Below are 24008 nucleotides of genomic sequence, written 5' to 3'. Positions count from 1 at the left end.
AGAATGGCAGAAATCTGCCGCAAAAAGAGGCTGCGCCCGGCACTTGACCCTCCGGACGGCGCCGCCCAAGCTTTCCCGCAAGGGAGAGAAGCCATGACAACAACAATGGAAAAGCTCCCCCGCGCGCGCAGCGTTGCGGAGGCAAAGCAGCAACTCACCGAACACGGCCTCACGATCATGGAAGACGTGCTCGACGCAGAAGGCATCGCAAGGGTCCGCGCGGCACTCAAGCGGGGCATCGAAGCGGACAATGCAAACGGCGTTCAGCTTCACGGATTTTCCTTCGATCCCGACACACTCAACACGCGCGTTTTCAATCTCATCGGCAAGGATCAGGTCTTCCGCGATCTCGTGCAGCATCCCGCTGCCGTCGAGCTGGTCCGCTATCTTCTCGACGGTCCTTTTCTCCTGTCGAATTTCTCCGCGAATGTCACGGCGCCCGGTTCCGGGGCGATGGGGATGCATGCCGATCAAGGTTATGTGCCGGCACCCTGGCCATCCTATCCGCTGGCGATCAACGTTGCGTGGGCACTCGATGACTTTACGGTTGAAAACGGCGCGACACGCTTCGTGCCCGGTTCTCATCTGAAAGATCACGGCCCCGGCAAAGCCAGCGAACGCGCGCAAACAGTGCCCATCATCTGCAAGGCCGGCTCCATCTTCGTGATGGACGGTCGCGTCTGGCACCAGACTGGACCGAACACAAGCGGTGGAGACACGCGCGCCGGGCTCTTCGCCTATTACGTCCGTCCTTTTATCAGGCCGCAATGGAACTGGTATCTGACGCTGGCGCCGGAAGTCGTGCGCGGCGCCAGCCCGCTCTTGCGCGAAATGCTCGGCTATGAACGGAACCCGACGGGCGATCTGCAAACGGTGCATTCCGGCACTTGAGATGCCATTTCCCAACGGCACCGGCTCCCGCCTATAATGCGGCAACAGACGCCATTTGTTCTTTCAAGGATTCGGATATGATTCCGCCCGCGCGCGACCATCGGGCCGACCACCGCTGGTATATGGCCGGTTTGTGGGGCTATTTTCTTGCCGGTGGCATTCAGGGCGTTCTGTTTCCCTGGATCATTGCGTTCGTTCTGCATGAGAGCTCGGACCGAGTTGGCATTGCGCAGATGTTCTCCATGCTGCCGATGCTGCTGCTTGGATTATTCGGCGGCGCGGCGGCGGACAGGACGGAATTGCGCGGGCATCTGATGAGACTGCAAATCATCGCCACGCTGCCGCCGCTCGTGCTCGCGGTTCTCATGTACAACGACATCGTTACCTACGAGATCATGATCCTCTACGTGCTGGCGCTGTCGTCGCTCGGCGGCTACATCATGCCGGCACGCGACTCGATGCTGTCGCGCGTTGCGATGCACAGTCTTGGCGGCAACATACAGCGCGCAGTCGCGCTCGCCATGAGCGGGCAGTTTCTCGGACAAGTGGGCGGCTACCTGCTCGGCAGCCCAGCAGAATACATAGGCGCATGGCCGTTGCTCATCCTGCAGAGCGCGCTTCTCGCTTTTGCCGCCTTCACCACGTCGCGCCTTGCGCCCTCTCCACCGTCACCACGCGAAAGCCAGCACCGCGCGCCCTTCCGCGATGTGAAAGAAGGATTGCTTGCCGTTTGGCAGCATGATCGCATCCGCCCGGTGCTGCTGTTGATGTTCTTTTCCGGCATCCTCTTCATGGGCGTCTTCATGGTGCTCTTTCCGCTACTCATTCGCGACGTTTATCACGGCAGTTCGCGCGAGATCGGCTTCGTGTTCATGTCGTTCTTCGGCGGCATCGGCATTTCGTCTTTCCTTCTGTCTCGGCTGCGTCCGATCAGACGGCAGGGGCGCGCAATCATGCTTGCCATGTGCACCGGTTCCTTCGTGATGGTGCTCGTCCATTTCGAACCGCCGATATGGGGCGTCTTCCTGCTGGCACATGGATGGGGACTGGCGGCTGGCATTTCGATGAGCCAGTCGCGGGCGATCGTGCAGGAATGCGCATCGGAGACGATGCGGGCGCGGATGCTGGCGGGGTTCAATCTCGGCACGATGGGCGGCGGACCGATCGGCGCGGTACTCATAGGCTATCTGATCAAGTGGGTCGGGCCGCTCAACGCCGTGCTTGTGCCGTGCGGAGCGATGATCTTTCTCTGGTTTGCGATCTATTCGCTGACTCCGCTATGGAGAATGGAAGCGCCGCGATAGTTTCAATGGCCCAGGCGGAGCATTTGCAACAAGCGTGTATGTTCGGGACGAGAAGCCGCAGCGAAGCCACAGGAGTTTTCCAGCATGAACGAAAATCCGGCGCTTGCTGCTGCCCTCATCGTGACGCTCGGCGCCGCGGCGCAGTGGTTTTCGTGGTGGATGAAACTTCCGGCGATCCTGCTCCTTCTGGTCATCGGACTTCTGATCGGGCCGGGCTTCCAGCTCTTCAGCCCCGATGCGATGTTTGGCGACCTCCTCTTTCCTTTTGTTTCACTTGGCGTGGCCGTCATCCTTTTCGAAGGTAGCCTGACACTCAAGTTCGAGGAGATACGCGGGCACGGCAGGATCGTGACGCGGCTCGTCACCATTGGAGCGGCAACCACAATCGTCGTTGCGGCGCTTGGTGCCTGGGCCCTCGATCTTCTGACCTGGCAGGTGGCCTTGCTGTTCGGCGCACTCGTTTCCGTCACCGGGCCAACCGTCATCATTCCGATTTTGCGTTCGATCGGCCTTACGCGCAATTCCGCCAATATCCTTCGGTGGGAAGGGATCATCATCGATCCGCTCGGCGCGCTGGCGGCGGTGGTCATCTTTCAGTTCATTTCCATCGGGACGGCCGATCCGGGCAATCTCCTTCTTGTGCTGGAAATATTCGCGACGGGCTCCGCGCTCGGAGCTGCCTCAGGCTATGCGTTTGGCTGGCTTCTCCGGCGGCACATGTTGCCTGATTACCTGCACAACGTCATGGCACTTGCGCTTGTGCTGGCCGTCTTTGTGGCGGCAAACGAAATCGCGCATGAGGCCGGTCTGCTCGCCGTCACCGTGATGGGTATCGTTCTCGCCAATATGCGCGACATCGACGTCGAAGACATTCTGGATTTCAAGGAGAGCCTCACCATTCTCCTGACTTCCATACTTTTCATCGTGCTGGCCGCGCGGCTGCCACTCGAAGCATTCACGGCAAACTGGACAGCCGTTGCCATATTGATGGGCATCATTCTTTTCATAGGGCGACCGCTCTCGGTGTTTCTCTCGACTGCAGGAACCAGTCTGCCGTGGCGCGAGCGGGCGATCATTTCGTGGATCGCGCCACGCGGTATCGTTGCGGCGGCGGTTTCCGGCCTGTTCGCAATCCAGATGACGCAAGCCGGGATCGAAGGCGCGCAGACACTCGTGTCTCTCACTTTCACGGTCATCGTAACAACGGTGCTGCTGCAAAGCCTGACCGCGAGGCCGCTCGCGCGGCTTCTCGGCGTTGCCGATCCGGAGCCGCGTGGCGTTCTTGTCGTGGGCGGCAATCCCGTTGCGCTTGCCATTGCGACGAGCCTTCAGAGACTCGATTACGATGTGATCCTCGCCGACACATCATGGGAGCAGACGCGCATGGCGCGCATGGCTGGCATCCGCACTTTCTTTGGCAACGCAGTGTCGGACAATGCGGACCGGCGCCTCGACCTTATCGGCATCGGCCAACTGCTTGCACTTTCGTCGCGGGCGCCCTTCAACACGCTCGTCTGCCTGCGCTATGCACGGGAATTCGGTTCGGGTTCGGTCTTTCGCATTCGCGTTGCCGATCAGGCGGAGAACGTCGCCGCCATCGAGGGACGCCTTCTCTTCAAGGAAGACGCGACGCTCGAACATCTGTCGAAGCTCATCGCAGACGGATACCAGGTCAAGGTGACAAAGCTTACGGACGAATTCGGCTTCAAGGATCTGATGCTGCAGTATGAGGGAGAAGGCATTCCGCTTTACGCGATTTCGCGCGACGGCGTGCTTTATCCGTTTGCAGAAGACCGAACGTTTCGTGCGGGGCCGGGGTGGCAGGTGGCGAGCCTCGTGAAGAGCGAAGCTTCGGAAGGCGAACAGCGCCCGGCATCGGCTGCCGACAAGGCAAAATCTCACCTTCAGAAGGACGCGCCGAAGCGTCTTCCTCAATAAAAATATTGTCCGCATACGGTTTCTGAGGCGAACTCAGAACCGGGGATTATTTATTTTCCGGGGATACGGGCGCCGACTGTCATCAAACTGTCACGAGACCGTCACGAGCGAGAATCCGGCTTGCCAGAGGTTCGACATGGAAACGCCGCCCCAGGGACTTATCCCCGGGGCGGCGCATATGGACGCCGAAAGTTATCCCCTATTCGTATTTGCGTTCTTCCCACCACGGGAAGAAGGAGGGCATATCTTTCGAGACGGTGCAGGGATAAGTCGCGGGACGCTTCTCGAGGAAGGACATGACACCCTCCTTCGCATCGGCGCTCGCGCCGCGCGCATAGATGGCGCGGCTGTCGATCTTGTGGGCTTCCATCGGATGGTCGGCACCGAGCATGCGCCAGAGCATCTGGCGGGTGAGTGCGACGGAAACCTGGGCGGTGTTATCGACGATTTCTCTCGCGAGCTCGCGGGCGGCGGGGAGGAGGTCTTCGGGTTTGTGGAGCGAACGGACGAGGCCGCCCTTCAATGCTTCCTCGGCGCCGAAGACGCGGCCTGAATAGGTCCACTCCAAAGCCTGGCTGATGCCGACGACGCGGGGGAGGAACCAGCTCGAGCAGGCTTCCGGGACGATACCGCGGCGGGCGAAGACGAATCCGAACTTCGCATTCTCGGAGGCGAGGCGGATGTCCATCGGCAACTGCATTGTGACGCCGACGCCGACGGCGGGACCGTTGATGGCGCCGATGACGGGCTTCAGGCTTTCGAAGATGCGCAGCGTGAGCCGGCCACCGCCGTCGCGCACGCTTTCATGGGACCAGTCGATTTCGCCATTGGGTTTGACGGGGGTGCCGGATTTTTCGGGACGGTCCTCGCGCTCGGCATAGTCGAAAGTCTTGGCGCCGGCGGAGAGGTCGGCACCGGCGCAGAAGGCGCGGCCCTCGCCCGTCACGATGATGGCGCGGACGTCGTCATCCGCATCGGCCTTGTCGAAGGCGTCGATCATCTCGAACATCATCTGGCCGGTAAAGGCGTTGAGCTTGTCCGGGCGGTGCAGCGTCAGGGTGAGGATGTTGTCCGCCACCTCGTATTTGATCGTCTCGTAGGCCATGTGCGTTTCGCTCCCTGTTGATAGGCTTTTGCCTGATTTTCATGCGTGGCGGGCGCTGCCGCTGCGTCAACCCTCACGCTGCCGAAGCAAGTTGACGCGAACGTCATATTGCTGTGTCTTTGCGCCCTGACAGCCACGAATTCGCTGGCTCCAGATATAACAATGGACGCGCATAAAAGCGATGTCCGCTTCTTCAGTACCCCCGGGAGACGACGCCAGATGCATCCTTCTATCCACGCGCAGACCATGCCGGACAAGCCTGCCTATATCATGGCGGCGACCGGCGAGACCGTGACCTTCAAAGAGCTGGACGAACGCTCCAACCAGGTGGCGCATCTGTTCCGGGACGCAGGGCTGAAGCCGGGCGACGCCATTGCGATCTTCATGGACAACAATGTCCGCTATTATGAAATCTGCTGGGCGGCGCAGCGCGCGGGGCTCTATTTCACCTGCATCTCGTCGCGGCTGACGGCGGGCGAGATTGCCTATATCGCGGAAGATTGCGGGGCGAAGCTTTTCTTCACATCGACGGCGCTTGCCGCGACGGCGGAAGAACTGGTGAAAGACAACCACCTGCCGAAGGTCGCCCGCAAATTCGTCGTGGGCGGCGCGCTCAACGGCTATGAAAGCTATGAGGCAGCGCGGGACAAATTCCCGAAGACGCGGATCGCCGATGAAACGGCGGGCACCGACATGCTCTATTCGTCCGGCACCACGGGACGGCCGAAAGGCGTCAAGCATCCGCTGACGGGCGGCGCCATCGACGAGGTGAGCGCGCTGGCGGGCCTTGCGATGCTGCTCTATGGCATGGACGAGAAGACGATCTATCTTTCGCCCGCGCCGCTCTATCACGCCGCGCCGCTCCGCTGGTCGATGACGGTGCAGCGCCTCGGCGGCACGGTGGTCGTGATGGAACATTTCGACGCCGAAGACAGCCTGCGCTGCATCGAGAAATACAAGGCGACGCACAGCCAGTGGGTGCCGACGATGTTTGTGCGGATGCTGAAGATGCCGGAAGACGTGCGCAAGAAATACGACGTCTCGTCGATGAAGGTCGCGATCCACGCCGCCGCGCCCTGCCCCATCCCCGTGAAGGAGCAGATGATCGAATGGTGGGGGCCCGTTATCTATGAATATTACGCGGGCTCGGAAGGCAACGGCTTCACGGCGCTGAACTCGGAAGAGTGGCTGGCGCACAAGGGCTCCGTCGGCAAGCCGCTCAACGCCATTGCGCATATTTGCGACGATGAAGGCAATGAACTGCCGGTCGGCGAAGCGGGCACGATCTATTTCGAGAGCGACAGCCAGTTCGAATATCACAACGACCCGAAGAAGACGCAGGAGTCGCGGCATCCGAACCATCCGACATGGTCGACGCTCGGCGATATCGGCAAGGTGGACGAGGAAGGCTATCTCTACCTCACCGACCGCAAGGCCTTCATGATCATTTCGGGCGGCGTGAACATCTATCCGCAGGAAGCAGAGAACATTCTCGTCATGCATCCGAAGGTTGCGGACGTCGCGGTGATCGGCGTGCCGAACGAGGATTTCGGCGAGGAGGTGAAGGCGATCGTGCAGCCGGCCGACTGGTCGGAAGCAGGCCCGGCGCTCGAGGCGGAGCTGATGGAGTTCTGCAAGAAGAACCTGTCGGCGATCAAATGCCCGCGCTCGATCGACTTCCAGGAGGAGCTGCCGCGGCATCCGACGGGCAAGCTCTACAAGCGGCTCATCCGCGACCGCTACTGGGGCAACCGGGACAGCAAGATCGTTTGAGCGCGTTCAGAAGAATGCGGGTGGCCCGGCAATGCCGGGCCATTTTGCTTTTGAGAGGGTGGGAGGTCCGAAATCCCACTCATTGGTTCTGACACCGCCCCTCCCCCCCACCCGGGAAATTCGCGGAGGCCGCGAATTTACCGGCCCTTCGCACAGCTTCGGGCGTTCAGCCCTCTCAAAGGTCCACCGGACCTTTGCGTTTGCGTTCCGCAAACCGGGCCTCACCCCCGCAAGGGGGAGGCGAAGATGAGCGTTATTGTTGCCTCTCCCCGCTCACTCACACCTGATGTGCTATATTGGCACGATTCATTTTTCTGGAGGCTGAGATGACGATGCGCGGATTGGCGATGGCGGGGCTTCTGGCGCTGGGGGCGGTGGCCTTTGGCGGCGCGGCGGCGGCGCAGACCTCCGAAGTGCATATGCAGGGGCATCAGTGCCGGAATCTCGGCAAATCGAACAAGCTCTTCGACAAGAACTACTACATTTACTTCGAGACCAATTCGAGCCGCATCGATCCAAAATACGACAAGGAATTCGCGCGCATCGTGAAGCTCGCCAAGGGGCAGAACGCGCAGCAGATCTGCGTGTTCGGCAAGGCGAGCAAGATCGGCAATCAGCAGGGCAATATCAACCTGTCCAACAAACGCGCGCAGAACGTGGCGGCGGCGCTGGAGGCGCAGGGCTGGCCGCGTTCGAAAATGGTGACGCTGGCGGAGGGCGAGGCCTGGGGCTGGCTGGAGGAGACGCTGACCTGGGATTCGAAGGAAGACCGCCGCGTCCGCATCCGGCTTTCGCGCTAGAAGCTAAACGGCTTGGCGGGCGCAGCCGGGACCGCTAACTTGCGCCGGCAAGGCTCCCACGGGGCCGAATAGACAACACCACCCAACGGGAGAAGCAAATGCGCGTTTTCGATACGGTTGCCGACTATGTCGCGGAAAAAGGCAAGGAGATCGGCGTCAGCGATTGGGTCACGATCGACCAGGATCGCGTGAACCTCTTCGCCGATGCGACGGGCGACCACCAGTGGATCCATATCGACCCCGAGCGCACCAAGAAAGAGCTCGGCATGGGCACGATCGCGCATGGCTACCTCACGCTGTCGCTGCTGCCTTACCTGATGGGCCAGATCAGCGGCGTGAAGAGCGCGACGCGCGGCATCAATTACGGCTCGAACTCGGTGCGCTTCACCAACATGGTGCCGGTGGGCAGCCGCGTGCGCTGCCGCGTGACGCTGAAGGATGCAAGCCCGAAGGCGGGCGGCACGCAGATCATCAATGAAGTGACCATGGAAATCGAAGGCAATGACCGGCCTGCGATGGTGGCCGAGACGATCAGCCTGATTTTCGAATAAGACGCACACTGGGCAGCTCGCATATTTCCCACCCTCCCCTTGAGGGAGGGTGGGAAGATACTCCCGAGATCGCCACGGGTTGCCGGGCGGGCCGGTGCGGCCCATATAGAGTGCAGTGCATTCCATTCCCCCTTCAGGGAGACATCTCATGGCCGATACGAAGCAGAAGCTGGACAAGGCGGATGACGAGTGGCGCTCGAAGCTGACGCCGGAGCAATATGCGGTGACGCGGCAGGCGGGGACCGAGCGGGCCTTTACGGGGCCGTGGGTCAACGAGCATCGCGACGGCACCTACAAGTGCATCTGCTGCGGCGAGGAGCTGTTCCGGTCGGACACGAAATATGAGAGCGGTTCCGGCTGGCCGAGCTTCTATGCTCCGATCCAACCCGGCGCAGTCGAAGAGCATAATGACGACAGCCACAATATGCGGCGGACGGAAGTGGTCTGCGCGAAATGCGATGCGCATCTCGGGCATGTGTTTCCAGACGGACCGCAGCCGACGGGACTGCGTTACTGCATGAACGGCACGGCGCTCGACTTCAAACCCGACGATACGCCGGAGAAGTGATCCGGTCGCTCGCGTCCGGTTGGAAGTACCGTCCCCACCTTTGTCATTGCGAGCGCCAGCGAAGCAATCCAGGAGCGGCAAGCAACGAGTTTGCAGCTCCTGGATTGCTTCGTCGCTTCGCTCCTCGCAATGACGAAACTTTTTATCTCCCTTCAAAACGAAGTTCCGACCAATTGAATACGGACCCCCGATGAAACTCACACCTCCCGCCGTTGCGCCCCTGGCCCCGAAGCGGCCGCAGACGGATGTGCATCACGGCATTTCGCGGACCGACGATTATGCGTGGCTGCGCGACGAGAACTGGCGCGAGGTGATGCGCGATCCGGCGGTTCTCGATACCGACATCCGCGCCTATCTCGACGCCGAGAACGCCTATACGGAAGCGGCGCTCAAACCTGTCGCCGAATTGCGCGAGACACTCTTCAAGGAGATGAAGGGGCGGATCAAGGAGGATGACAGCTCCGTGCCGTCGCCCGACGGCGCTTTTGCCTATTACACGCGCTTTGTCGAAGGGGCGCAGCATCCGCTTTTCTGCCGCAGGCCGCGAGAGGCGGAAGCGGGCGAGGAAATATTGCTTGACGCGAACAAGGAAGCGGAGGGCGAGGCCTATTTCAAGATCGGCGATGTGGACCATGCGCCGACGCACAAGCTGATCGCATGGTCGGCGGACCGCAAGGGCTCGGAATATTTCACGGTGCGGCTGCGCGACGCCGCGACGGGGAAGGACCTCGCCGACGAGGTGCCGGACACTTCGCCCGGCATCGCATGGGACGCGGCGGGCACGAGCTTTCTCTATACGCAGGTGGATGACGAACACCGGCCGCTGAAAGTGTTCCGCCATGTCGTCGGCACGGCGGCGAGCGAAGACACACTCGTCTATGAAGAAGAGGACGAAGGCTTTTTCGTCGGCGTGGGGAAGACGCAGAGCGGCAAGTGGCTCGTCATTTCAAGCCATGACCACCAGACCAGCGAATGCAGGCTGATCCCCGCCGATGCGCCGGAGACTGCGCCGCTGCTCGTTGCGCCGCGCGAGGAGGCTGTCGAATACGATATCGAGCATGACGAACCGCGAGAACGCTTCCTCATTCTCACGAATGCGGACGGGGCGGAGGACTTCAAGATCGTTGAGGCGCCCGAGGCGGCGCCCGGACGCGAGAACTGGCGCGACTTCGTGCCCCACCGGCCGGGGACGCTGGTGCTGCATCATGTGGCCTATCGCGGGCATCATGTGCGGCTCGAACGGCGGGACGGGCTGCCGCGCATTGCGGTGCGGCGGCTTGCGGACGGCGCGGAACATGAGATCGGCTTCGACGAGGAAGCCTATGATCTCAACATGGGCGCGGGCTACGAATACGACACGACGCGGCTGCGCTTTTCCTACAGCTCGATGACGACGCCCGCGGAAGTCTATGATTATGACGTCGAGACGCGGGAGCGGACATTCCGCAAGCGGCAGGAAGTGCCCTCGGGCCACAACCCGGCCGACTACGAGACAAGGCGGATTTTCGCGCGCGCCTCGGACGGCGAGATGGTGCCGATTTCGCTCGTCCACCGAAAGGGGCTGAGCCTCGACGGGAGCGCGCCCTGCCTGCTTTACGGCTATGGCTCTTACGGGATCAGCATTCCGGCATCGTTTTCCACGACCTGCCTTTCGCTGGTCGATCGCGGCTTCGTCTATGCGATCGCGCATATTCGCGGCGGCAAGGAGAAGGGCTATCGCTGGTATACGGACGGGAAGCTCAACAAGAAGCGCAACACCTTCACCGATTTCATCGCGGCGGGCGAGCACCTGGCGAAGGAAGGCTTCACGTCGCGCGGCAACATCGTGGCGCATGGCGGCAGCGCGGGCGGGATGCTGATGGGGGCGGTTTCCAACATGGCGCCCGATCTCTTCAAGGGCATTCTGGCGGAAGTGCCGTTTGTCGATGTGCTGGCGACGATCCTCGATGCGTCGCTGCCGCTGACGCCGCCGGAATGGAACGAATGGGGCAACCCGATCGAGAGCAAGGAAGCCTACGAGTACATGGCTTCCTACAGCCCTTACGACAATGTGAAGCCCCAAGCCTATCCGCATCTCTTCGCGCTTGGCGGGCTCACCGATCCGCGCGTGACCTATTGGGAGCCGGCGAAGTGGGTGGCGAAGCTGCGGGAGCTCAAGACCGGCGATGCGGTGACGCTGCTTCACATCAACATGGAGGCCGGACATGGCGGCGCTTCCGGCCGCTTCGAGCGGCTGAAGGAAGTGGCGCGGGTCTATGCCTTTGCGCTGGCGGTGACGGAACGCGCGTGAGGACTTGCACGGCGGGCCGCGATTCTTTCTGATGTGAGGAATATTCATTTCAGAAAGAGGCGCGGTTCGTGGACAAGTGGATCTGGGGCTATTCCGACAAGTTGAGCGCGCGGCCGGGCGAGACGGTGAGCTTCTTCCTGTCGGCGACGGGCGGCAGGTGCGATGTCGAAATTGCGCGGCTGGGCGCGAAGCGGGAACCCTTGTGGCGCAAGGAGGGCATTGCCGTGGGGCGGCACGCGGCGCCGGAGGAAGCGCATATCCATGGCTGCGGCTGGCCGGAGGCATTCCGGCTTGAGGTGCCGGCCGAGTGGCGCTCCGGCTATTACGATATCCGCTTCACGGGCGCGGACGGGGCGAGTGGGCATCACATGCTTTGCGTGCGGCCGGCGCAGCAGACCGAGAAGGCCGTCATCGTTCTCGCGACCAATACCTATCACGCCTATAATTCCTGGGGCGGGGCCAACACCTATGTCTGGCTCGGCGGGCCCCCGCCCGCGCCTGTTCCCGCCGATCAAGGACGCCATGTCGTGGCGGCGCGGCTTTCGGCGGAGCGGCCTTTCTCGCGCGGCATCATGCAGCCGGCGGCGGAGAAGCACCGGCTGGTGAGCGAGACGCGGCGCGGCTTTCGCGAGCGCGTGCTGCCGGGCGAGGTCGTTCACGAGATCGAGGCGGGCGGCCAGGGATGGGACTGCCCGGCGGGCTTTACCGACAAGTGGGAACATGCCTTCGTTACCTGGGCGGAGGGCGCGGGATATGCGCTCGACTATCTCACCGATTACGACCTTGAAGCGGAGCCGGGCGTGCTGGACGGCTACACGGCGGCGCTTTTCGTGGGGCACAGCGAATATTGGAGCTGGGGGCAGCGAGCGGAAGTGGAACGCTTCGTCGACGAGGGCGGGCGCGCGATCATTCTCTCGGGCAATACCTGCTACTGGCAGTGCCGTTGGGAAGATGGCGGCAAGATCTTCGTTGCGCACAAGGCGCGGGCGGAGGACGAGGACCCGCTGGCGGCGATACCGGAGAAGCGGCATCTCACATCAGGGCTCTGGTCGAGCCCGTGGATCGGCAAGCCGGAGGCGCAACTGACGGGGCTGTCGTTTCTCTTCGGCGGCTATCACCGCTTCGGACTGTGCGTGGCGCGCGGGATCGGCGGCTATACGGTGTGGGACGAGAAGCACTGGGCGCTGGAGGGCGCGGACCTCTATTGGGGCGATGTGTTCGGCGACGATTGCCGGCTGATCGGCTACGAGAATGACGGCTGCGCTCTCACCTTCGGCGAGGACGGATTGCCGAAGCCGGTGGCGCGGCTCGGCGTGCCCGCTCATCTGGAAATCATCGCGACGGCACCTGTGACGCTGGGCGAACCGGAATCGGAATTCGCCGGGCTGGTGCCACCGGAAGCGTGGGGACCGCTGACGCGGGCCTTTGCCGGATATGACGCGCCGGAGAACCGCGCGCGGATGATGCGCGGCCATGCGGTGCTCGCGACGTTCAGGCGCGGCAAGGGCGAGGTGTTCAACTCGGGCACGACCGAATGGGCCTATGGGCTGCAGGCGGGCAATCCCTTCGTCGACAGGATCACGCGGAACGTGCTGGAGCGGTTTCTCAGCCGTTGAGGGGCGTGCAGACGGAACGCGCGCGGATCTCGTCGAGCCTCGGCAGGGCGGCATCGTTCTCGATGACGCGGCGCACGAGTGCGAGGCTTTTCGAGGTCGGCGAAGCGACAGCGGCATATCCCTCCGGCAGGTTCGCGGGCGGCGCTTCACCGGGGCCGGTGAGGACGAGGCCGATCGGCTCGCCCTCGCCCACCCCCTCGCCTTCGCGGTTGTTGCGGACGAAATAATTGTCGGTCGTGGCGGAGTAGAGCGCGAGCGAGGTGTAGGGCGCGGTGGCGGGCACCTCCAGCAGGACGGGCCCCGCCGAGAGATCGAGAATGCAGACCGAATAAGCGAGGTCGGCGCTCGGCCGGACGATGGTGCGGGAGGCGGAGGTGGCGGGAGGCGGCGAGAGGAAGTTGTTCACCGCGCCGGCACCGCCAACGCCCTCGAAGACCCTCGACATCACGACGCGCGGAATGGACCAGACCACGGCGACATGGACGATGGCGGCGACCAACAGCGTGGCGCCGGCGAATACGAGAACGCGCTTCATTGGCAGCTCTCCCTGACGATGGTGGGCAGGGCCGCGGATTGCGGCGCCGAATAGACGGAGGGTTCTGGATTGTAGAGGCGGGCCGTGAGATCGAACGGCTCCCCCGCCCGCAGCGGAATCCAGTTGCCCGCCTGCGGCTCGGCGGAAGCGCGGACGGTGTAACGGCCGGCGGCATCGCGCTTCACCGTTGTCTTCGAGAAGGAATAGATGCCGGGCTCGTTCGGCAGCAGGAAGCCATCAAGCCCATAGGCAGTGATCGCCCACCAATGCGCGGCGAGATCGCCGCCCTCCAGCACATAGATGCAATCGCCCGAGAGCGGCTCACCTGCGCTGTCGGTGGCGGTGCGGTAATACATCGTCTCCTCCTTGTTGAGAGCGAGAAGACCGAAAAGCGCGACGCGGGCGCGGGTATACATGTCCGCATCCGCGCTGCCAGCGGAGAGTGTGGTGGTCCAGGGGCCGGAGCTGAGGGTGATGGCGGGATTGCCGACCCTCAAGCCCACGACCACCGATACGAGACCCAGCAGCAGCCCGGCGGCGAGAATGCCGCCCCAATACAAAACGGGTTTCATATTCACTCCCTCCGTGACGATCTCAGTTTCCGTATGGTGTGCAAACCGAGGATGCGCGCAGCGCGTCGAGCCCCGGCATGGCGGCGTCGCTCTCGATGACGCGGCGGACAAGAGCGAGGCCCTTTTCCGTCGGCGAGCTGACGACGGCGAGACCTTCCGGCAGGTTCGCTGGCGCCTCGTCAGCGGGACCGGTGACGACGACACCAATCATTTCGCCATCCTGAAGTCCGCCATCTTCGCGGTTGTTGCGGACGAAATAATTATCCGTGATCGAGGAATAGAGCGCGAGCGAGGTGTAGGGCGCGCTGGCCGGCACCTCGATGCGAACCGGACCCTGCGACAGGTCGAGAAGGCAGATCGAATAGGCGAGATCCGGACTCGGCCGCACGACGGCACGCGATGCATCGGTCGCGCGGGGCGGATGCGTAAATTCGTTGAGCGCCGCGGTATCGCCGATTTTGGCCATCGCAACCGACATGACGACGCGCGGGACCGCCCAGACGATGGCGAGATGCAAGATGACGGCAAGAACCGCGACAACGGCGAGCCACTGAGGTTTGCGGTTCATCGGCAGGTTTCCTTCGCGATGATGGGAAGAACCGCAGCGGCGGGATCGGCGTAGATCGACGCTTGCGGGTTGTAGAAGCGCGCAGTGAGGTCGAAGCCCTCGCCCGCCTTGACCGGCAACCAGTTCTTCTCCTGCGGATCGGGGGATATGCGGATGACGAAGCTGCCATCCGGTTCGCGCGCCGTTGTCGTCTGCGAGAAGGAGAAGACATTGCGCTCGTTGGGGATCAGAAAGCTGTCGGCATCGTAAGCGGTGATGCTCCACCAATGGGCGGCGAGGTCGCTGCCTTCGAGACGGTAGGTGCAGTTGCCTGACAGGGGCTCGCCCGCGCTGTCGGTTCGGGTCTGGTAGTACATGGTCTCGCGCTTGTCGAGCGCGAGAAGGCCGAACAGAGCGACGCGGGCGCGGGTGTACATATCCGCCTCAACGCTGCCATAGGCGGTGGATGTGGTCCATGCGCCGGAGCGGTAGGTGCCACCATAGTCGTTGACGAACCACCATGCGGTGCCCAGAGCGAGGACGAGCGCCGCCGCCAGGGCGGAGCCCCAATAGATAAGTGTTTTCATTCTTTCTCTCTTGCGTATGACAGCCCTTAGCGCGGACGGTCGCCGATTATGGTGACGCGCTCCATGCGACGGGTGGCCGGCCAGTAATCCGAAGCGGCGTAGTGCTGGCTCGAACGATTGTCCCAGAAGGCGATGGAGTTTTTCTGCCAGCGAAAGCGGCACTGATATTCGGGGATCGCGGCCTGCGCGTAGAGATGCTTCAGGAGCGCATCCGACTCCGCCTTTTCCAAGCCGACGATATGCTGGGTGAAGGCGACGTTCACATAGATGCCCTTGCGGCCGGTTTCCGGATGGGTGCGGACGACCGGATGCTCGACCATCGGATATTTGCGGTTCATTTCCTCGATCTCGGCTTCGCTCTTGCCGCGCGCGCGCATGGCAGCGCGGAAATGCGCGAAATCGTGGATGGCGACGGCACCGTCGATCTTTTCCTTCACTTCTTCGGTGAGGCCGTCATAGGCCGCATACATGTCGGCGAAGAGCGTGTCGCCGCCGACCTCGGGCACTTCGATGGCGCGGAGGACGGAGCCGAGCGAGGGGCATTCGCGCCATGTGACGTCGCTGTGCCATTTGTTCTCGCGGCCCGGGCGGTCGCGGTCATGCGTGATGGCGAGGACTTCGGGATAGCCTTGCTTGTGGGGTGCGAAGGGATGCACTTCGAGTTCGCCGAAGAGGCGCGCGAAGGCGAGGTGCTGATCCGTCGTGATGTCCTGATCGCGGAAGAAGATGACCTTCCAGTCGAGCAGCGCCTGACGCAGCGCGGAAAGCGCGGCGGTGTCGAGCGGTTTTACGAGGTCGATGCCGGTTATCTCGGCGCCGATGAGGGGCGTCAGCGGCGAAAGGGTGAAGGGCGCCGGTTGTGGCGCCTTGGCGGCCTGGCTCATGATCATTCCTCCCGGATCAAGGGACCTCCCGATCCCATTGCCAGGAAGCTTACGGGGCTCCGGCCGCCCGGCGCTTCAACCATGTTTCAAAATTCCGTCAGACGGAATTAGGTGGCAAAACTGGCGCTATATCGCGCCTTTCGTACTTTCGATACCATTCCACCGGTGATGTCGATGGAGCCAGCCATGAAACCGAGACGCGCCATCCTGCTGCTCGCCGCCTTTGCGCTCGCCTCCTTGCCGCTTGCGGGCCCCGGCCGCGCGGAGGAGACGCCTAACATAGCCGCGGCGGCAACGCTGCAATTCGCGCTGACCGACGTGGCCACCGCCTTTACCGGGAAGACGGGCAAGGAGGTGAAGCTTGCCTTCGGTTCATCCGGAAACTTCTTCCGGCAAATTCAGCAAGGCGCGCCTTTCCAGATGTTCCTGTCGGCGGATGAGGGGTTCGTGATGGGGCTAACGGAGAAGGGCCTGACGGCGAACGGCGAAGGCGACATCTATGCGGTCGGCCGTCTCGTCATCATGGCGGGTGAAGGGTCGCCGCTCCTTGCCGACGGCACGCTGGCCGATCTCGGCGCGGCACTGGAAGACGGACGGCTGAAGAAATTCGCCATAGCGAATCCTGAACACGCGCCCTATGGCCGGGCCGCAAAAGAGGCGTTGGACAAAGCGGGATTGTGGGATGCCATCGAGGACAAACTCGTGATCGGCGAAAATATTTCGCAGGCGGCGCAGTTCGCCACATCCGGCAACGCGCAAGGCGGATTGATCGCCTATTCGCTGGCGCTGGCACCCGAGGTGGGCACGCGCGGAACATATGCGCTGGTTCCCGAAGACCGGCATAGGCCGTTGCGCCAGCGCATGGCGCTGTTGAAGGGCGCGGGCGAGACGGCGCATGCCTTTTACGGCTTCATGCAAGGCGAGGAAGCGCGGGCAATCATGCGCCGCTACGGCTATGTTCTTCCCGGCGAGGCCATGTAGGACCGCCGATACGGAAGCCGGGAACAAATGGACTGGGAAGCCTTTGGATTGAGCTTGCGACTGGGCGCGCTGACCGTTGCGTTGCTGATCCCGCTCGCGGTGCTGGGTGGACGCGCCCTTGCCGTTACACGGATAAAGGCGAAGCCCGCCATCGAAGCAATGCTGATGCTGCCGCTGGTGCTGCCGCCGACGGTAGTGGGTTTCTACCTGATGTCGGGCTTCGGCGCGGCAAGCTGGTTCGGACAGGCATTCGAGTGGCTGTTCGGGCAGACGCTGGTCTTCACCTTCGAGGGACTGCTCGTTGCCTCGCTGATCGTCAATATTCCCTTTGCCGCACAACCGATACAGCGCGCCTTCGAGGCGGTGGGACCGGAGCTTCGCGAGGCGGCGGCGAGCTGCGGCATGTCGTGGTGGCGGATGCTGTGGCGGGTGGAGCTGCCGCTCGCCTGGCCCGGCATTCTGACAGGCACGGTGCTGACCTTCGCCCATACGCTCGGTGAATTCGGCGTGGTGCTGATGGTAGGCGGCAGCATTCCCGGCGAGACGCGCACCATCGCCATTGCGATTTATGACCGCGTGCAGGCATTCGACGAGGCGGCGGCGGGACAGATGGCGGCGGTGCTGCTGATGGTGTCGCTCGCCACCATCGCCGCGAGCTATCTGCTGACGCAACGCATCGGACGGCGCCATGGATAAGGGCCTCCGGGTGAGCCTCCGCCAGGAGACGCCCTTCCCGCTCGATGTGTCTTTCGACGTGGCGCCGGGCGAAGCGATGGCGCTGGTCGGGCCTTCGGGCAGCGGCAAGACGACGACGCTGCGCGCCATTGCGGGCTTCCACACAGGCGCGACAGGAAACATCGCCTGCAACGGCGCGACATGGCTCGACAGCGAAGAGAAGATCAACATGCGCCCGCGCGAACGGCGCGCAGGGCTGGTGTTTCAATCCTATGCGCTTTTTCCGCATCTGACGGCACGCCAGAATGTGATGGAGGCGCTGGGCGACCTGCCCAAAGAGGCGCGGCACGAGGCGGCGGCCGGCTATCTCGCGCGCGTGCATCTCGACACCCATGCCGACCGGAGGCCCGCCGAACTGTCTGGCGGCGAACAACAGCGCGTGGCGGTGGCGCGCGCGCTGGCGCGGCGGCCCGACGTGTTGCTGCTCGATGAACCCTTTTCGGCGGTCGACCGCGTGACGCGGCGGAGCCTGCGCCGCGAACTGGCGGAGCTGCGCCGCGATCTGCCCATGCCGGTGGTTCTGGTGACGCATGACCTCGACGATGTGCGGCGGCTTGCCGAACGCATCTGTGTGATGCATCGGGGAAAAATTCTGCAGGCAGGCAGCGTGAAAGAGGTGATGGCCCATCCGGCGAGCGAGGCCGTGGCCGAACTGCTGGACCTTGCCGCGGACGACTGAGCGGATTGTCTGGCTATTCCGTGCCGCGGAATTAGACTATAGGCAGACAGCCTGAAAAGAATCCGATGCCACGTTTGCTCGACAATGCGGCCGGGGTGAACCCCGTCATCCGAAGCCTGATGGTGCTGGAAGCGATGAACGCCACCGGCAAGGCGACGACACTTGCGCAACTGCATGAGGAGACGGGGCTGCCGAAGCCGACGCTGGTGAGGCTGCTCGATACGCTGATCTCCACGGGGCATGTGCGGCGCGTATCGCGGATGGCGGGTTATGCGCTGACCGAGCGCGTTCTCCGGCTTTCCAGCGGCTTCCGGCATGGCGATCTCGTGGTGGAGGCGGCGCGGCCTTTTCTTTCGGCGCTGACGGCGGAACATAAATGGCCGATGGGCCTCGCCACGCTCGACAGGGACGCGATGCTGGTGCGGCTTTCGACGCGGCAGGAAAGCCCGTTTGCGATGGACCCGGACTGGCTGAACCGGCGGCTGGCCATTCTCGTCTCGGCACTGGCGCGCGCCTATATCGCCTTCTGCCCGGAGGAAGAGCGGCGCGTGCTGCTGACGCTGCTGCGCAATTCGAAATCGAAGATGAACGCGCCCGCGCGCGACGAGAGCTACATGGCCGCGATGGTCGAAGGTATTCGCAAGCGCGGCTATGCGAACACGGCGGCGCCGCGCGGCGACCCGGCGATGGGGCTCGCGGTGCCTGTGATGCAGGGCGAGCATGTCGCCGCCTGCATCAACATCCGCTATATCGGCTCGACCATGAGCGAGGCGGAAGCCGTGAAACGCTATCTGCCGGCGCTGCAACGCACGGCGGCGGCGATTGCGGCGAACCTCGAGGAACGGTCTACCGCCTCGTGATCATGACGCCGACCTTGTCGGACCCGACGGCATGGACGCGGAGGCACTGGTTTTCCTCATCGCGGGTGACGGTGCCGCCTTCGACTTCGACGTCATAGCCATTCGGATATTGCAGGTTCGGTACGAAGATTTCCGTCTCGCCCTCGCCTTCCGCCTGATAGATGAAACGGAAGGCGCCGGTCTCGCGCTTGAACTTCATCTTCAAGGGGCGGCCCGCGACGGCGCGGGCATAAGGCCTGACGAAGCCGGCAAGCGCGCGGCCGCCGCTGTTCACATCCGACGGGTCGACGCGCTGGTCGATGCTGTAGATCGAGAGGTCTTCCTGGTTCCAGCCATCGCCCACCGCCTGATCGTTGCGGTTCGACGCGGTGTAGTTCCATTGCGTCGAGTGCATGAGCAACTGGTCGAGCGCGTTGTACATGAGGTCGAGGGCGATGATGTGTTTTTCCCAAGGCGCATCCGTGCGGTCGCCCGCTTTCCACGCCTTGTAGGCGGCGGCATTGTCGAGATCGAAGGGGATGCCGAATTCGCCGAGAAGGGCCGGTGCGCCCGTGCCGCCGTTCAATGCGTGCGAGGCATCCTTCAGGCGGCCGAGCTGGCGCGTGTAGGAGGCTTCGATCGCTTCCGCGCCTTCGGTGGTGCGGCCGGTATAGGGATTGATCTTCACGGGGAAGTCGAACCGCTTGGTCGAGAGCGTGACGATGTCGTACCAGTGGCTGGCATTGACCGTGCGCTCGGGCGTGTCGGGCGGGAAGCCGTGGCCGAGGCCGGCGCCGGGATCGAGCTCGGCGAAGAGCAGCCAGTCATTGTTGACGGCACGCACGCGCTCCGCGACACGGGCGAAGAACGGGCCCATGAAATCCTTTTCCATTTCAAATCTGCGGCCGTTGCGCTCGCGGAAGAATTTTTCATCCATGGCTTCGATCTCGCCGCCATTGATGCGGTAGACGCCTGCGCGCTCGAAGGGGCAATGGCGGCCCTGCTTCCAGATCGAGACGCCATCGCCGTTCACCAGCACGTCGCGCTTCTTCACGACGGCGCGCTGCTCCCAGTCGATATGCATTTCCGGGAGTTCGCGGGCGAGACCGCGCGCGGCGGCGAAACCGTCAAGCGGCGACCAGGCGAGGCCGGGACGCGCGGGCATGGGGTTTTTCTCGCTGGGGCCTGTGTGCCGGTAGCTCAGCCACTGGCCGACATAGCCTGAGCCCGGCTCGTTCAGCGAGTCGAAGCCGATGACGTTGGACAGGTCTTTCACGCGGCGTGCGACGGCTTCCATCGCGCCGAGATAATGCTCCTGAAGGAAATCCTGCGCGGGGCGGCCCTGCACGAGAAAGTCCGGGCAGAAGGTGTTGCCGGCGAAGAAGAGCGTCCACATGATCGCGTTGGCGGGGTATTTGTAATTCTGCGACCAGGTCATGGTCGGGTAGTTTTCTTCCTGGCGGCCGCCTTTCGCGAAGTCGTATTTGTATTGCATGACATGCGCCGCGCCGGCGGCATGGAACTTCGTGAAGTCGAGGCCGACCGCGTCGAAGAGCCAGCCGGGGGCGCCGTCGCCGCCTGTCATGCGGCTCCAGACATCCTGATGGAAATCGACGAAGACATAGAGGCCGTAATCGTCGGCCTTGCGGCAGAGTTCGGCGAAATAGTCGAGATAGGCCTCGTCGTAGCGGCCGGGGCCTTCATGTTCGACCGCTTCCCATGTGGTCAGCAGGCGGAGGCAGTTGAAGCCCCATGCCTTGAGGCGGGAGAAATGTTCATCCGCTTCCGCGAGGGGAAAGGGACGGCCGACGAAGGAGACGGTGCGGTGATCGGAAAAATCGGTCGGGATATTTGTGTGGCCGTTCGGCGCATATGGCACCTTGCAGTCGCCGCCAAGATTGACGCCACGCAGGATGCGCTTGCGGCCATCCGTTCCCTGAAACCACTCGCCTTCAATTCCGAGCCTCGGCAACGCCATTTCCGTCCTCCCCTTTTATCGTTGGGTCGAGGATAGCGGGCATGGGCGCGGCGGGACAGGGCGGATTGCATCTCCGGGCGGCAGCGGGCAGCATTGGCCGGCAACAACGGGACCGAGACATGAACGCGCCGACGAAGGAAAAACTCCCTGCCCTGCCCGCCCAGCCTGCGGGCGTCGCCTGGCCGACCGGGGATTGGCCCGTGGGTGAGCTGCCGGCCGGGGCGGACAAGGCGCGCTTTCAGCGGCTGATGGACCATGCCTTCGCACCGGACGCCCCCGCCGATCTTGGCGAGACGCATGCTGTGGTCGTCATCAAGAGCGGCAAGCTGGTTCATGAGCAGTACTGGACGGGCTTCGGGCCGGATGTGACCTGCCCGTCCTGGTCGAAGGGGAAGAGCATTACGCAGGCCCTTGTGGGCATTCTCGTCAAGGACGGGAAGATGGATATTCACGCGCCCGCCGATGTGCCGGAATGGCAGGAGGCGGGCGACCCGCGCGGGAAGATCACGCTCGACCTGCTGTTGCGGATGTCGAGCGGGCTGGCGTTTCGCGAGGATTATGTGCCGGAACATCCCTCCGATGTGATCGAGATGCTGTGGGGCGCGGGCAAGGACGATGTGGCGCATTTCGCGGCGTCGTTTCCGCTGGAGCATGAGCCGGGGAGCTACTGGTCCTATGCGAGCGGGACGACCAACATCGTCGCGCGGGCGGCGGCGCGGGCGGCGAACGCCTTCGGGCCGGATTTCGAAGCCTTCATGCGCGAACGGCTGTTCGATCCCATCGGCATAAAAAGCGCCAAGCCGAAATTCGATGCGGCGGGGACCTTCATCGGCTCGTCATTCTGCTTCTGCACGCCACGGGACTTCGCGCGCTTCGGCCTTCTCTATCTGCGCGACGGCGTGTGGGAGGGAAAGCGTATCCTGCCGGAAGGCTGGGTGGATTATGCGCGGACGCCGACATGGCAGCAGACGGGCGCCGAGGGTGCTTATGGCGCGCATTGGTGGCTCGACCTTGCCGGGCCAGGGAGCTTTTCGGCCAATGGTTTCGAGGGGCAATACACCGTCATCGTGCCCGAGCTCGACATGGTGGTGGTGCGCCACGGGAAGACGTCGCTTGAAATGAAGCTCAATCCGAAAGCGTGGATTGCCGATATTGTGGATTGTTTCAGGAGCGGCTGAGACGGCGCAACACCGCGAATTACAGAAGCCAAAGGCGGGGCGCTGCGTGTAGACTGCCGCCTGCACTCGAAACAGGGGCACGGCACTTTGGGAAGCATCGTCCGATTTCCCGGCGATCTCGTTACGGAGCATGACCGGCGGCGGCTGACATTGGCGGCCGAGGGATCTCCGTTCGATCTCGACTTCCGAACCAACGGCCAAGGGGTTCTCGCGCCTTACCTCACGCGCTGCGGGCATTTGCGGCCGAGCTTTCGCCTGCGGAAAACGCCGGAAGGCTGGGAAGCCATCGGGCTCGGCGCGGAGGAAGCCGGGGGCGTTGCCGCGCGGGCCCGGAGCGCCGACGAGCTTTTTCGCGCGCTCGCCGCGTCCGAACAGAATTGATCTTCAAAAACACTATCCGGAGGAATTCGTCATGAACATCATACCCCGCGTCGGCAAACCCGAGGATTCCGGTTTCGACCCCGCGCGGCTCGCCAACATCACGAATTATTTCCGGTCCTATGTCGACCGGGAGAAGATTGCGGGCTTTTCCACGCTGGTTTCGCGCGGCGGCGAAATCGCGCATTTCGAAACGGCGGGACATCGCGACCGCGAGCGCGGGCTGCCGATGGAAAAGGACACGATCTTCCGTATCTATTCGATGACGAAGCCGATCACGAGCCTTGCGCTGATGATGCTTTACGAGGAAGGGCACTTCCAGCTCAACCACGCGGTGTCGCGCTATATCCCTTCGTTCAAGAAGCTGCGCGTCTGGGCGAGCGGCACGGCGGAGAAATACGAGACGAAGCCCTGCGAACGGGAAATGACGATCCGCGACCTGCTCACGCATACGTCGGGGCTGACCTATGGCTTCATGTATGAGCATCCGGTGGACCAGCTTTACCGGGATGCCGGCATCGAGGGCGCGAATACGGTCGGCATGACGCTGAAGGAAATGGTCGAGGCCGTTTCCGAGATTCCGCTGCTGTTCTCGCCGGGCGAACACTGGAATTATTCGGTTTCGACGGATGTGTGCGGGCATCTGGTGGAAGTGATGTCGGGGCGGCCGCTCGACGAGTTTCTCACCTCGCGCATCTTCGCGCCGCTCGGCATGGTGGATACGGCGTTCTTCGTACCGAAGGAAAAGCTCGGGCGCTTCGCGACCAATTATTTCAAGAACCCGAAGACGGGCAAGTCCGGCATCATGGATGTCGGCGACGAGACGAGCACCTATGCGCAGCCGCCGAAGTTTCTCTCCGGTGGCGGCGGACTTACCTCGACGATGATGGACTACTGGCGCTTCTGCCAGATGCTGCTGAATGGCGGCGAACTGGACGGAGTGCGCATCTGTTCGCCGAAGACCATCGAGTTCATGACGCTGAACCATCTGCCGCGCGGCAAGGAAATGAAGGAAATGTCGATTTCCGCCTTCAGCGAACTGGCGGCGGAAGGCGCGGGCTTCGGGCTCGGCTTCCAGGTGGTTCTGGATCCGGCGGTGACGCAGGCCATCGGCTCGGCGGGGAATTTTTCGTGGGGCGGCGCTGCTTCCACCTATTTCTGGATCGACCCGGAAGAAGACCTGATCGCCATTCTGATGACGCAGCTCTATCCCTCCTCCACCTATCCGCTAAGGCCGCAGCTTCAACAGCTCGTCTACGGCGCCATCATCGATTGAGGA

General features: G+C 62.9%; 23 protein-coding genes. 16 read left to right on the top strand and 7 right to left on the bottom strand.

Annotated elements, in window-relative coordinates:
• Nucleotides 1–93 precede the first annotated feature (93 nt).
• The 3 genes from PLAV_RS04340 (at nt 94) to PLAV_RS04330 (ending at nt 4133) form a co-directional block, all read left to right on the top strand.
• Entirely contained in the window at nt 94–891 is a 798-nt protein-coding gene (locus PLAV_RS04340; RefSeq protein WP_012109725.1) for a phytanoyl-CoA dioxygenase family protein, read from the top strand.
• Between the two features lie 77 nt (nt 892–968).
• Entirely contained in the window at nt 969–2195 is a 1227-nt protein-coding gene (locus PLAV_RS04335) for an MFS transporter (protein ID WP_041535841.1), read from the top strand.
• An 84-nt stretch (nt 2196–2279) separates the two neighbouring features.
• Entirely contained in the window at nt 2280–4133 is a 1854-nt protein-coding gene (locus tag PLAV_RS04330) for a cation:proton antiporter (RefSeq protein ID WP_012109723.1), read from the top strand.
• 199 nt (nt 4134–4332) lie between these two features.
• Here the strand turns inward: PLAV_RS04330 and PLAV_RS04325 are convergent, their stop codons facing one another.
• On the bottom strand, nt 4333–5238 hold the full coding sequence (locus PLAV_RS04325; RefSeq protein WP_012109722.1) for a crotonase/enoyl-CoA hydratase family protein: 906 nt from the start codon (nt 5236–5238) through the stop codon (nt 4333–4335).
• A 219-nt stretch (nt 5239–5457) separates the two neighbouring features.
• On the opposite strand from PLAV_RS04325, the gene PLAV_RS04320 reads away from it, so the two are divergent.
• The 6 genes from PLAV_RS04320 to PLAV_RS04295 all read left to right on the top strand — a co-directional run bounded on the left by PLAV_RS04320 (nt 5458) and on the right by PLAV_RS04295 (nt 12836).
• Nucleotides 5458–7011 (top strand): AMP-binding protein, encoded by a 1554-nt coding sequence (locus PLAV_RS04320; RefSeq protein WP_012109721.1) that lies wholly within the window; start codon nt 5458–5460, stop codon nt 7009–7011.
• 326 nt (nt 7012–7337) lie between these two features.
• A complete protein-coding gene (locus tag PLAV_RS18740; protein WP_012109720.1) occupies nt 7338–7811 on the top strand; it encodes an OmpA family protein in 474 nt (157 codons plus the stop codon).
• Nucleotides 7812–7909: 98 nt separating this feature from the next.
• The gene (locus tag PLAV_RS04310; protein ID WP_012109719.1) at nt 7910–8362 is read left to right on the top strand and encodes a MaoC family dehydratase; all 453 of its coding nucleotides are present in this window, start codon (nt 7910–7912) and stop codon (nt 8360–8362) included.
• Nucleotides 8363–8510: 148 nt separating this feature from the next.
• Complete coding sequence (gene msrB, locus PLAV_RS04305; RefSeq protein ID WP_012109718.1) at nt 8511–8930, top strand: peptide-methionine (R)-S-oxide reductase MsrB; 420 nt, start codon at nt 8511–8513, stop codon at nt 8928–8930.
• Between the two features lie 190 nt (nt 8931–9120).
• Nucleotides 9121–11220, top strand: a complete 2100-nt coding sequence (locus PLAV_RS04300; RefSeq protein ID WP_012109717.1) for a S9 family peptidase — start codon at nt 9121–9123, stop codon at nt 11218–11220.
• Nucleotides 11221–11288: 68 nt separating this feature from the next.
• Nucleotides 11289–12836: a N,N-dimethylformamidase beta subunit family domain-containing protein gene (locus PLAV_RS04295; RefSeq protein WP_012109716.1), complete on the top strand. Its 1548-nt coding sequence runs from the start codon at nt 11289–11291 to the stop codon at nt 12834–12836.
• On the opposite strand, the gene PLAV_RS04290 is transcribed toward PLAV_RS04295, so the two are convergent.
• Genes PLAV_RS04290 through PLAV_RS04270 form a run of 5 tightly spaced genes read right to left on the bottom strand, consistent with a single transcriptional unit; the run spans nt 12826 to nt 15961 of the window.
• Nucleotides 12826–13371: a DUF1254 domain-containing protein gene (locus PLAV_RS04290; RefSeq protein WP_012109715.1), complete on the bottom strand. Its 546-nt coding sequence runs from the start codon at nt 13369–13371 to the stop codon at nt 12826–12828. The two genes, PLAV_RS04295 and PLAV_RS04290, sit on opposite strands and share 11 nt — an antisense overlap.
• Nucleotides 13368–13943 carry a DUF1214 domain-containing protein gene (locus tag PLAV_RS04285; RefSeq protein ID WP_012109714.1) on the bottom strand — a complete coding sequence of 192 codons (576 nt, stop codon included), beginning with the start codon at nt 13941–13943 and terminating at the stop codon, nt 13368–13370. The genes PLAV_RS04290 and PLAV_RS04285 overlap by 4 nt, the downstream gene beginning before the upstream one ends.
• Nucleotides 13944–13965: 22 nt before the next feature.
• Nucleotides 13966–14511: a DUF1254 domain-containing protein gene (locus tag PLAV_RS04280; RefSeq protein ID WP_012109713.1), complete on the bottom strand. Its 546-nt coding sequence runs from the start codon at nt 14509–14511 to the stop codon at nt 13966–13968.
• On the bottom strand, nt 14508–15077 hold the full coding sequence (locus PLAV_RS04275) for a DUF1214 domain-containing protein (protein ID WP_012109712.1): 570 nt from the start codon (nt 15075–15077) through the stop codon (nt 14508–14510). Before PLAV_RS04275 ends, PLAV_RS04280 begins: the two co-directional genes overlap by 4 nt.
• A 26-nt stretch (nt 15078–15103) precedes the next feature.
• Complete coding sequence (locus PLAV_RS04270; RefSeq protein WP_012109711.1) at nt 15104–15961, bottom strand: TauD/TfdA dioxygenase family protein; 858 nt, start codon at nt 15959–15961, stop codon at nt 15104–15106.
• Between the two features lie 186 nt (nt 15962–16147).
• On the opposite strand from PLAV_RS04270, the gene modA reads away from it, so the two are divergent.
• The 4 genes from modA to PLAV_RS04250 all read left to right on the top strand — a co-directional run bounded on the left by modA (nt 16148) and on the right by PLAV_RS04250 (nt 19216).
• A complete protein-coding gene (gene modA, locus PLAV_RS04265) occupies nt 16148–16942 on the top strand; it encodes a molybdate ABC transporter substrate-binding protein (protein ID WP_012109710.1) in 795 nt (264 codons plus the stop codon).
• A 48-nt stretch (nt 16943–16990) separates the two neighbouring features.
• Nucleotides 16991–17638 (top strand): molybdate ABC transporter permease subunit, encoded by a 648-nt coding sequence (modB, locus tag PLAV_RS04260; protein WP_245545219.1) that lies wholly within the window; start codon nt 16991–16993, stop codon nt 17636–17638.
• Nucleotides 17631–18356, top strand: coding sequence for an ABC transporter ATP-binding protein (locus PLAV_RS04255; RefSeq protein ID WP_012109708.1), 726 nt, complete (start codon nt 17631–17633; stop codon nt 18354–18356). The genes modB and PLAV_RS04255 overlap by 8 nt, the downstream gene beginning before the upstream one ends.
• A 65-nt stretch (nt 18357–18421) precedes the next feature.
• Complete coding sequence (locus tag PLAV_RS04250; RefSeq protein ID WP_012109707.1) at nt 18422–19216, top strand: DNA-binding transcriptional regulator; 795 nt, start codon at nt 18422–18424, stop codon at nt 19214–19216.
• Here the strand turns inward: PLAV_RS04250 and PLAV_RS04245 are convergent.
• Nucleotides 19203–21173: a glycoside hydrolase family 5 protein gene (locus PLAV_RS04245; RefSeq protein WP_012109706.1), complete on the bottom strand. Its 1971-nt coding sequence runs from the start codon at nt 21171–21173 to the stop codon at nt 19203–19205. The two genes, PLAV_RS04250 and PLAV_RS04245, sit on opposite strands and share 14 nt — an antisense overlap.
• 119 nt (nt 21174–21292) lie before the next feature.
• Here PLAV_RS04245 and PLAV_RS04240 point away from each other — a divergent pair, with 119 nt between their 5' ends.
• The 3 genes from PLAV_RS04240 to PLAV_RS04230 all read left to right on the top strand — a co-directional run bounded on the left by PLAV_RS04240 (nt 21293) and on the right by PLAV_RS04230 (nt 24005).
• A complete protein-coding gene (locus tag PLAV_RS04240; RefSeq protein ID WP_202944002.1) occupies nt 21293–22351 on the top strand; it encodes a serine hydrolase domain-containing protein in 1059 nt (352 codons plus the stop codon).
• Between the two features lie 87 nt (nt 22352–22438).
• Nucleotides 22439–22732 carry a hypothetical protein gene (locus tag PLAV_RS04235; protein WP_041535840.1) on the top strand — a complete coding sequence of 98 codons (294 nt, stop codon included), beginning with the start codon at nt 22439–22441 and terminating at the stop codon, nt 22730–22732.
• Between the two features lie 31 nt (nt 22733–22763).
• Nucleotides 22764–24005 carry a serine hydrolase domain-containing protein gene (locus PLAV_RS04230; protein ID WP_041535839.1) on the top strand — a complete coding sequence of 414 codons (1242 nt, stop codon included), beginning with the start codon at nt 22764–22766 and terminating at the stop codon, nt 24003–24005.
• Nucleotides 24006–24008: the final 3 nt, after the last annotated feature.

The organism is Parvibaculum lavamentivorans DS-1, assembly GCF_000017565.1.
In the GTDB taxonomy this organism is placed as follows: domain Bacteria; phylum Pseudomonadota; class Alphaproteobacteria; order Parvibaculales; family Parvibaculaceae; genus Parvibaculum; species Parvibaculum lavamentivorans.
The sequence above is the reverse complement of the archived record's forward strand: the minus strand, read 5'-3'. Positions and strand labels throughout refer to the sequence as shown.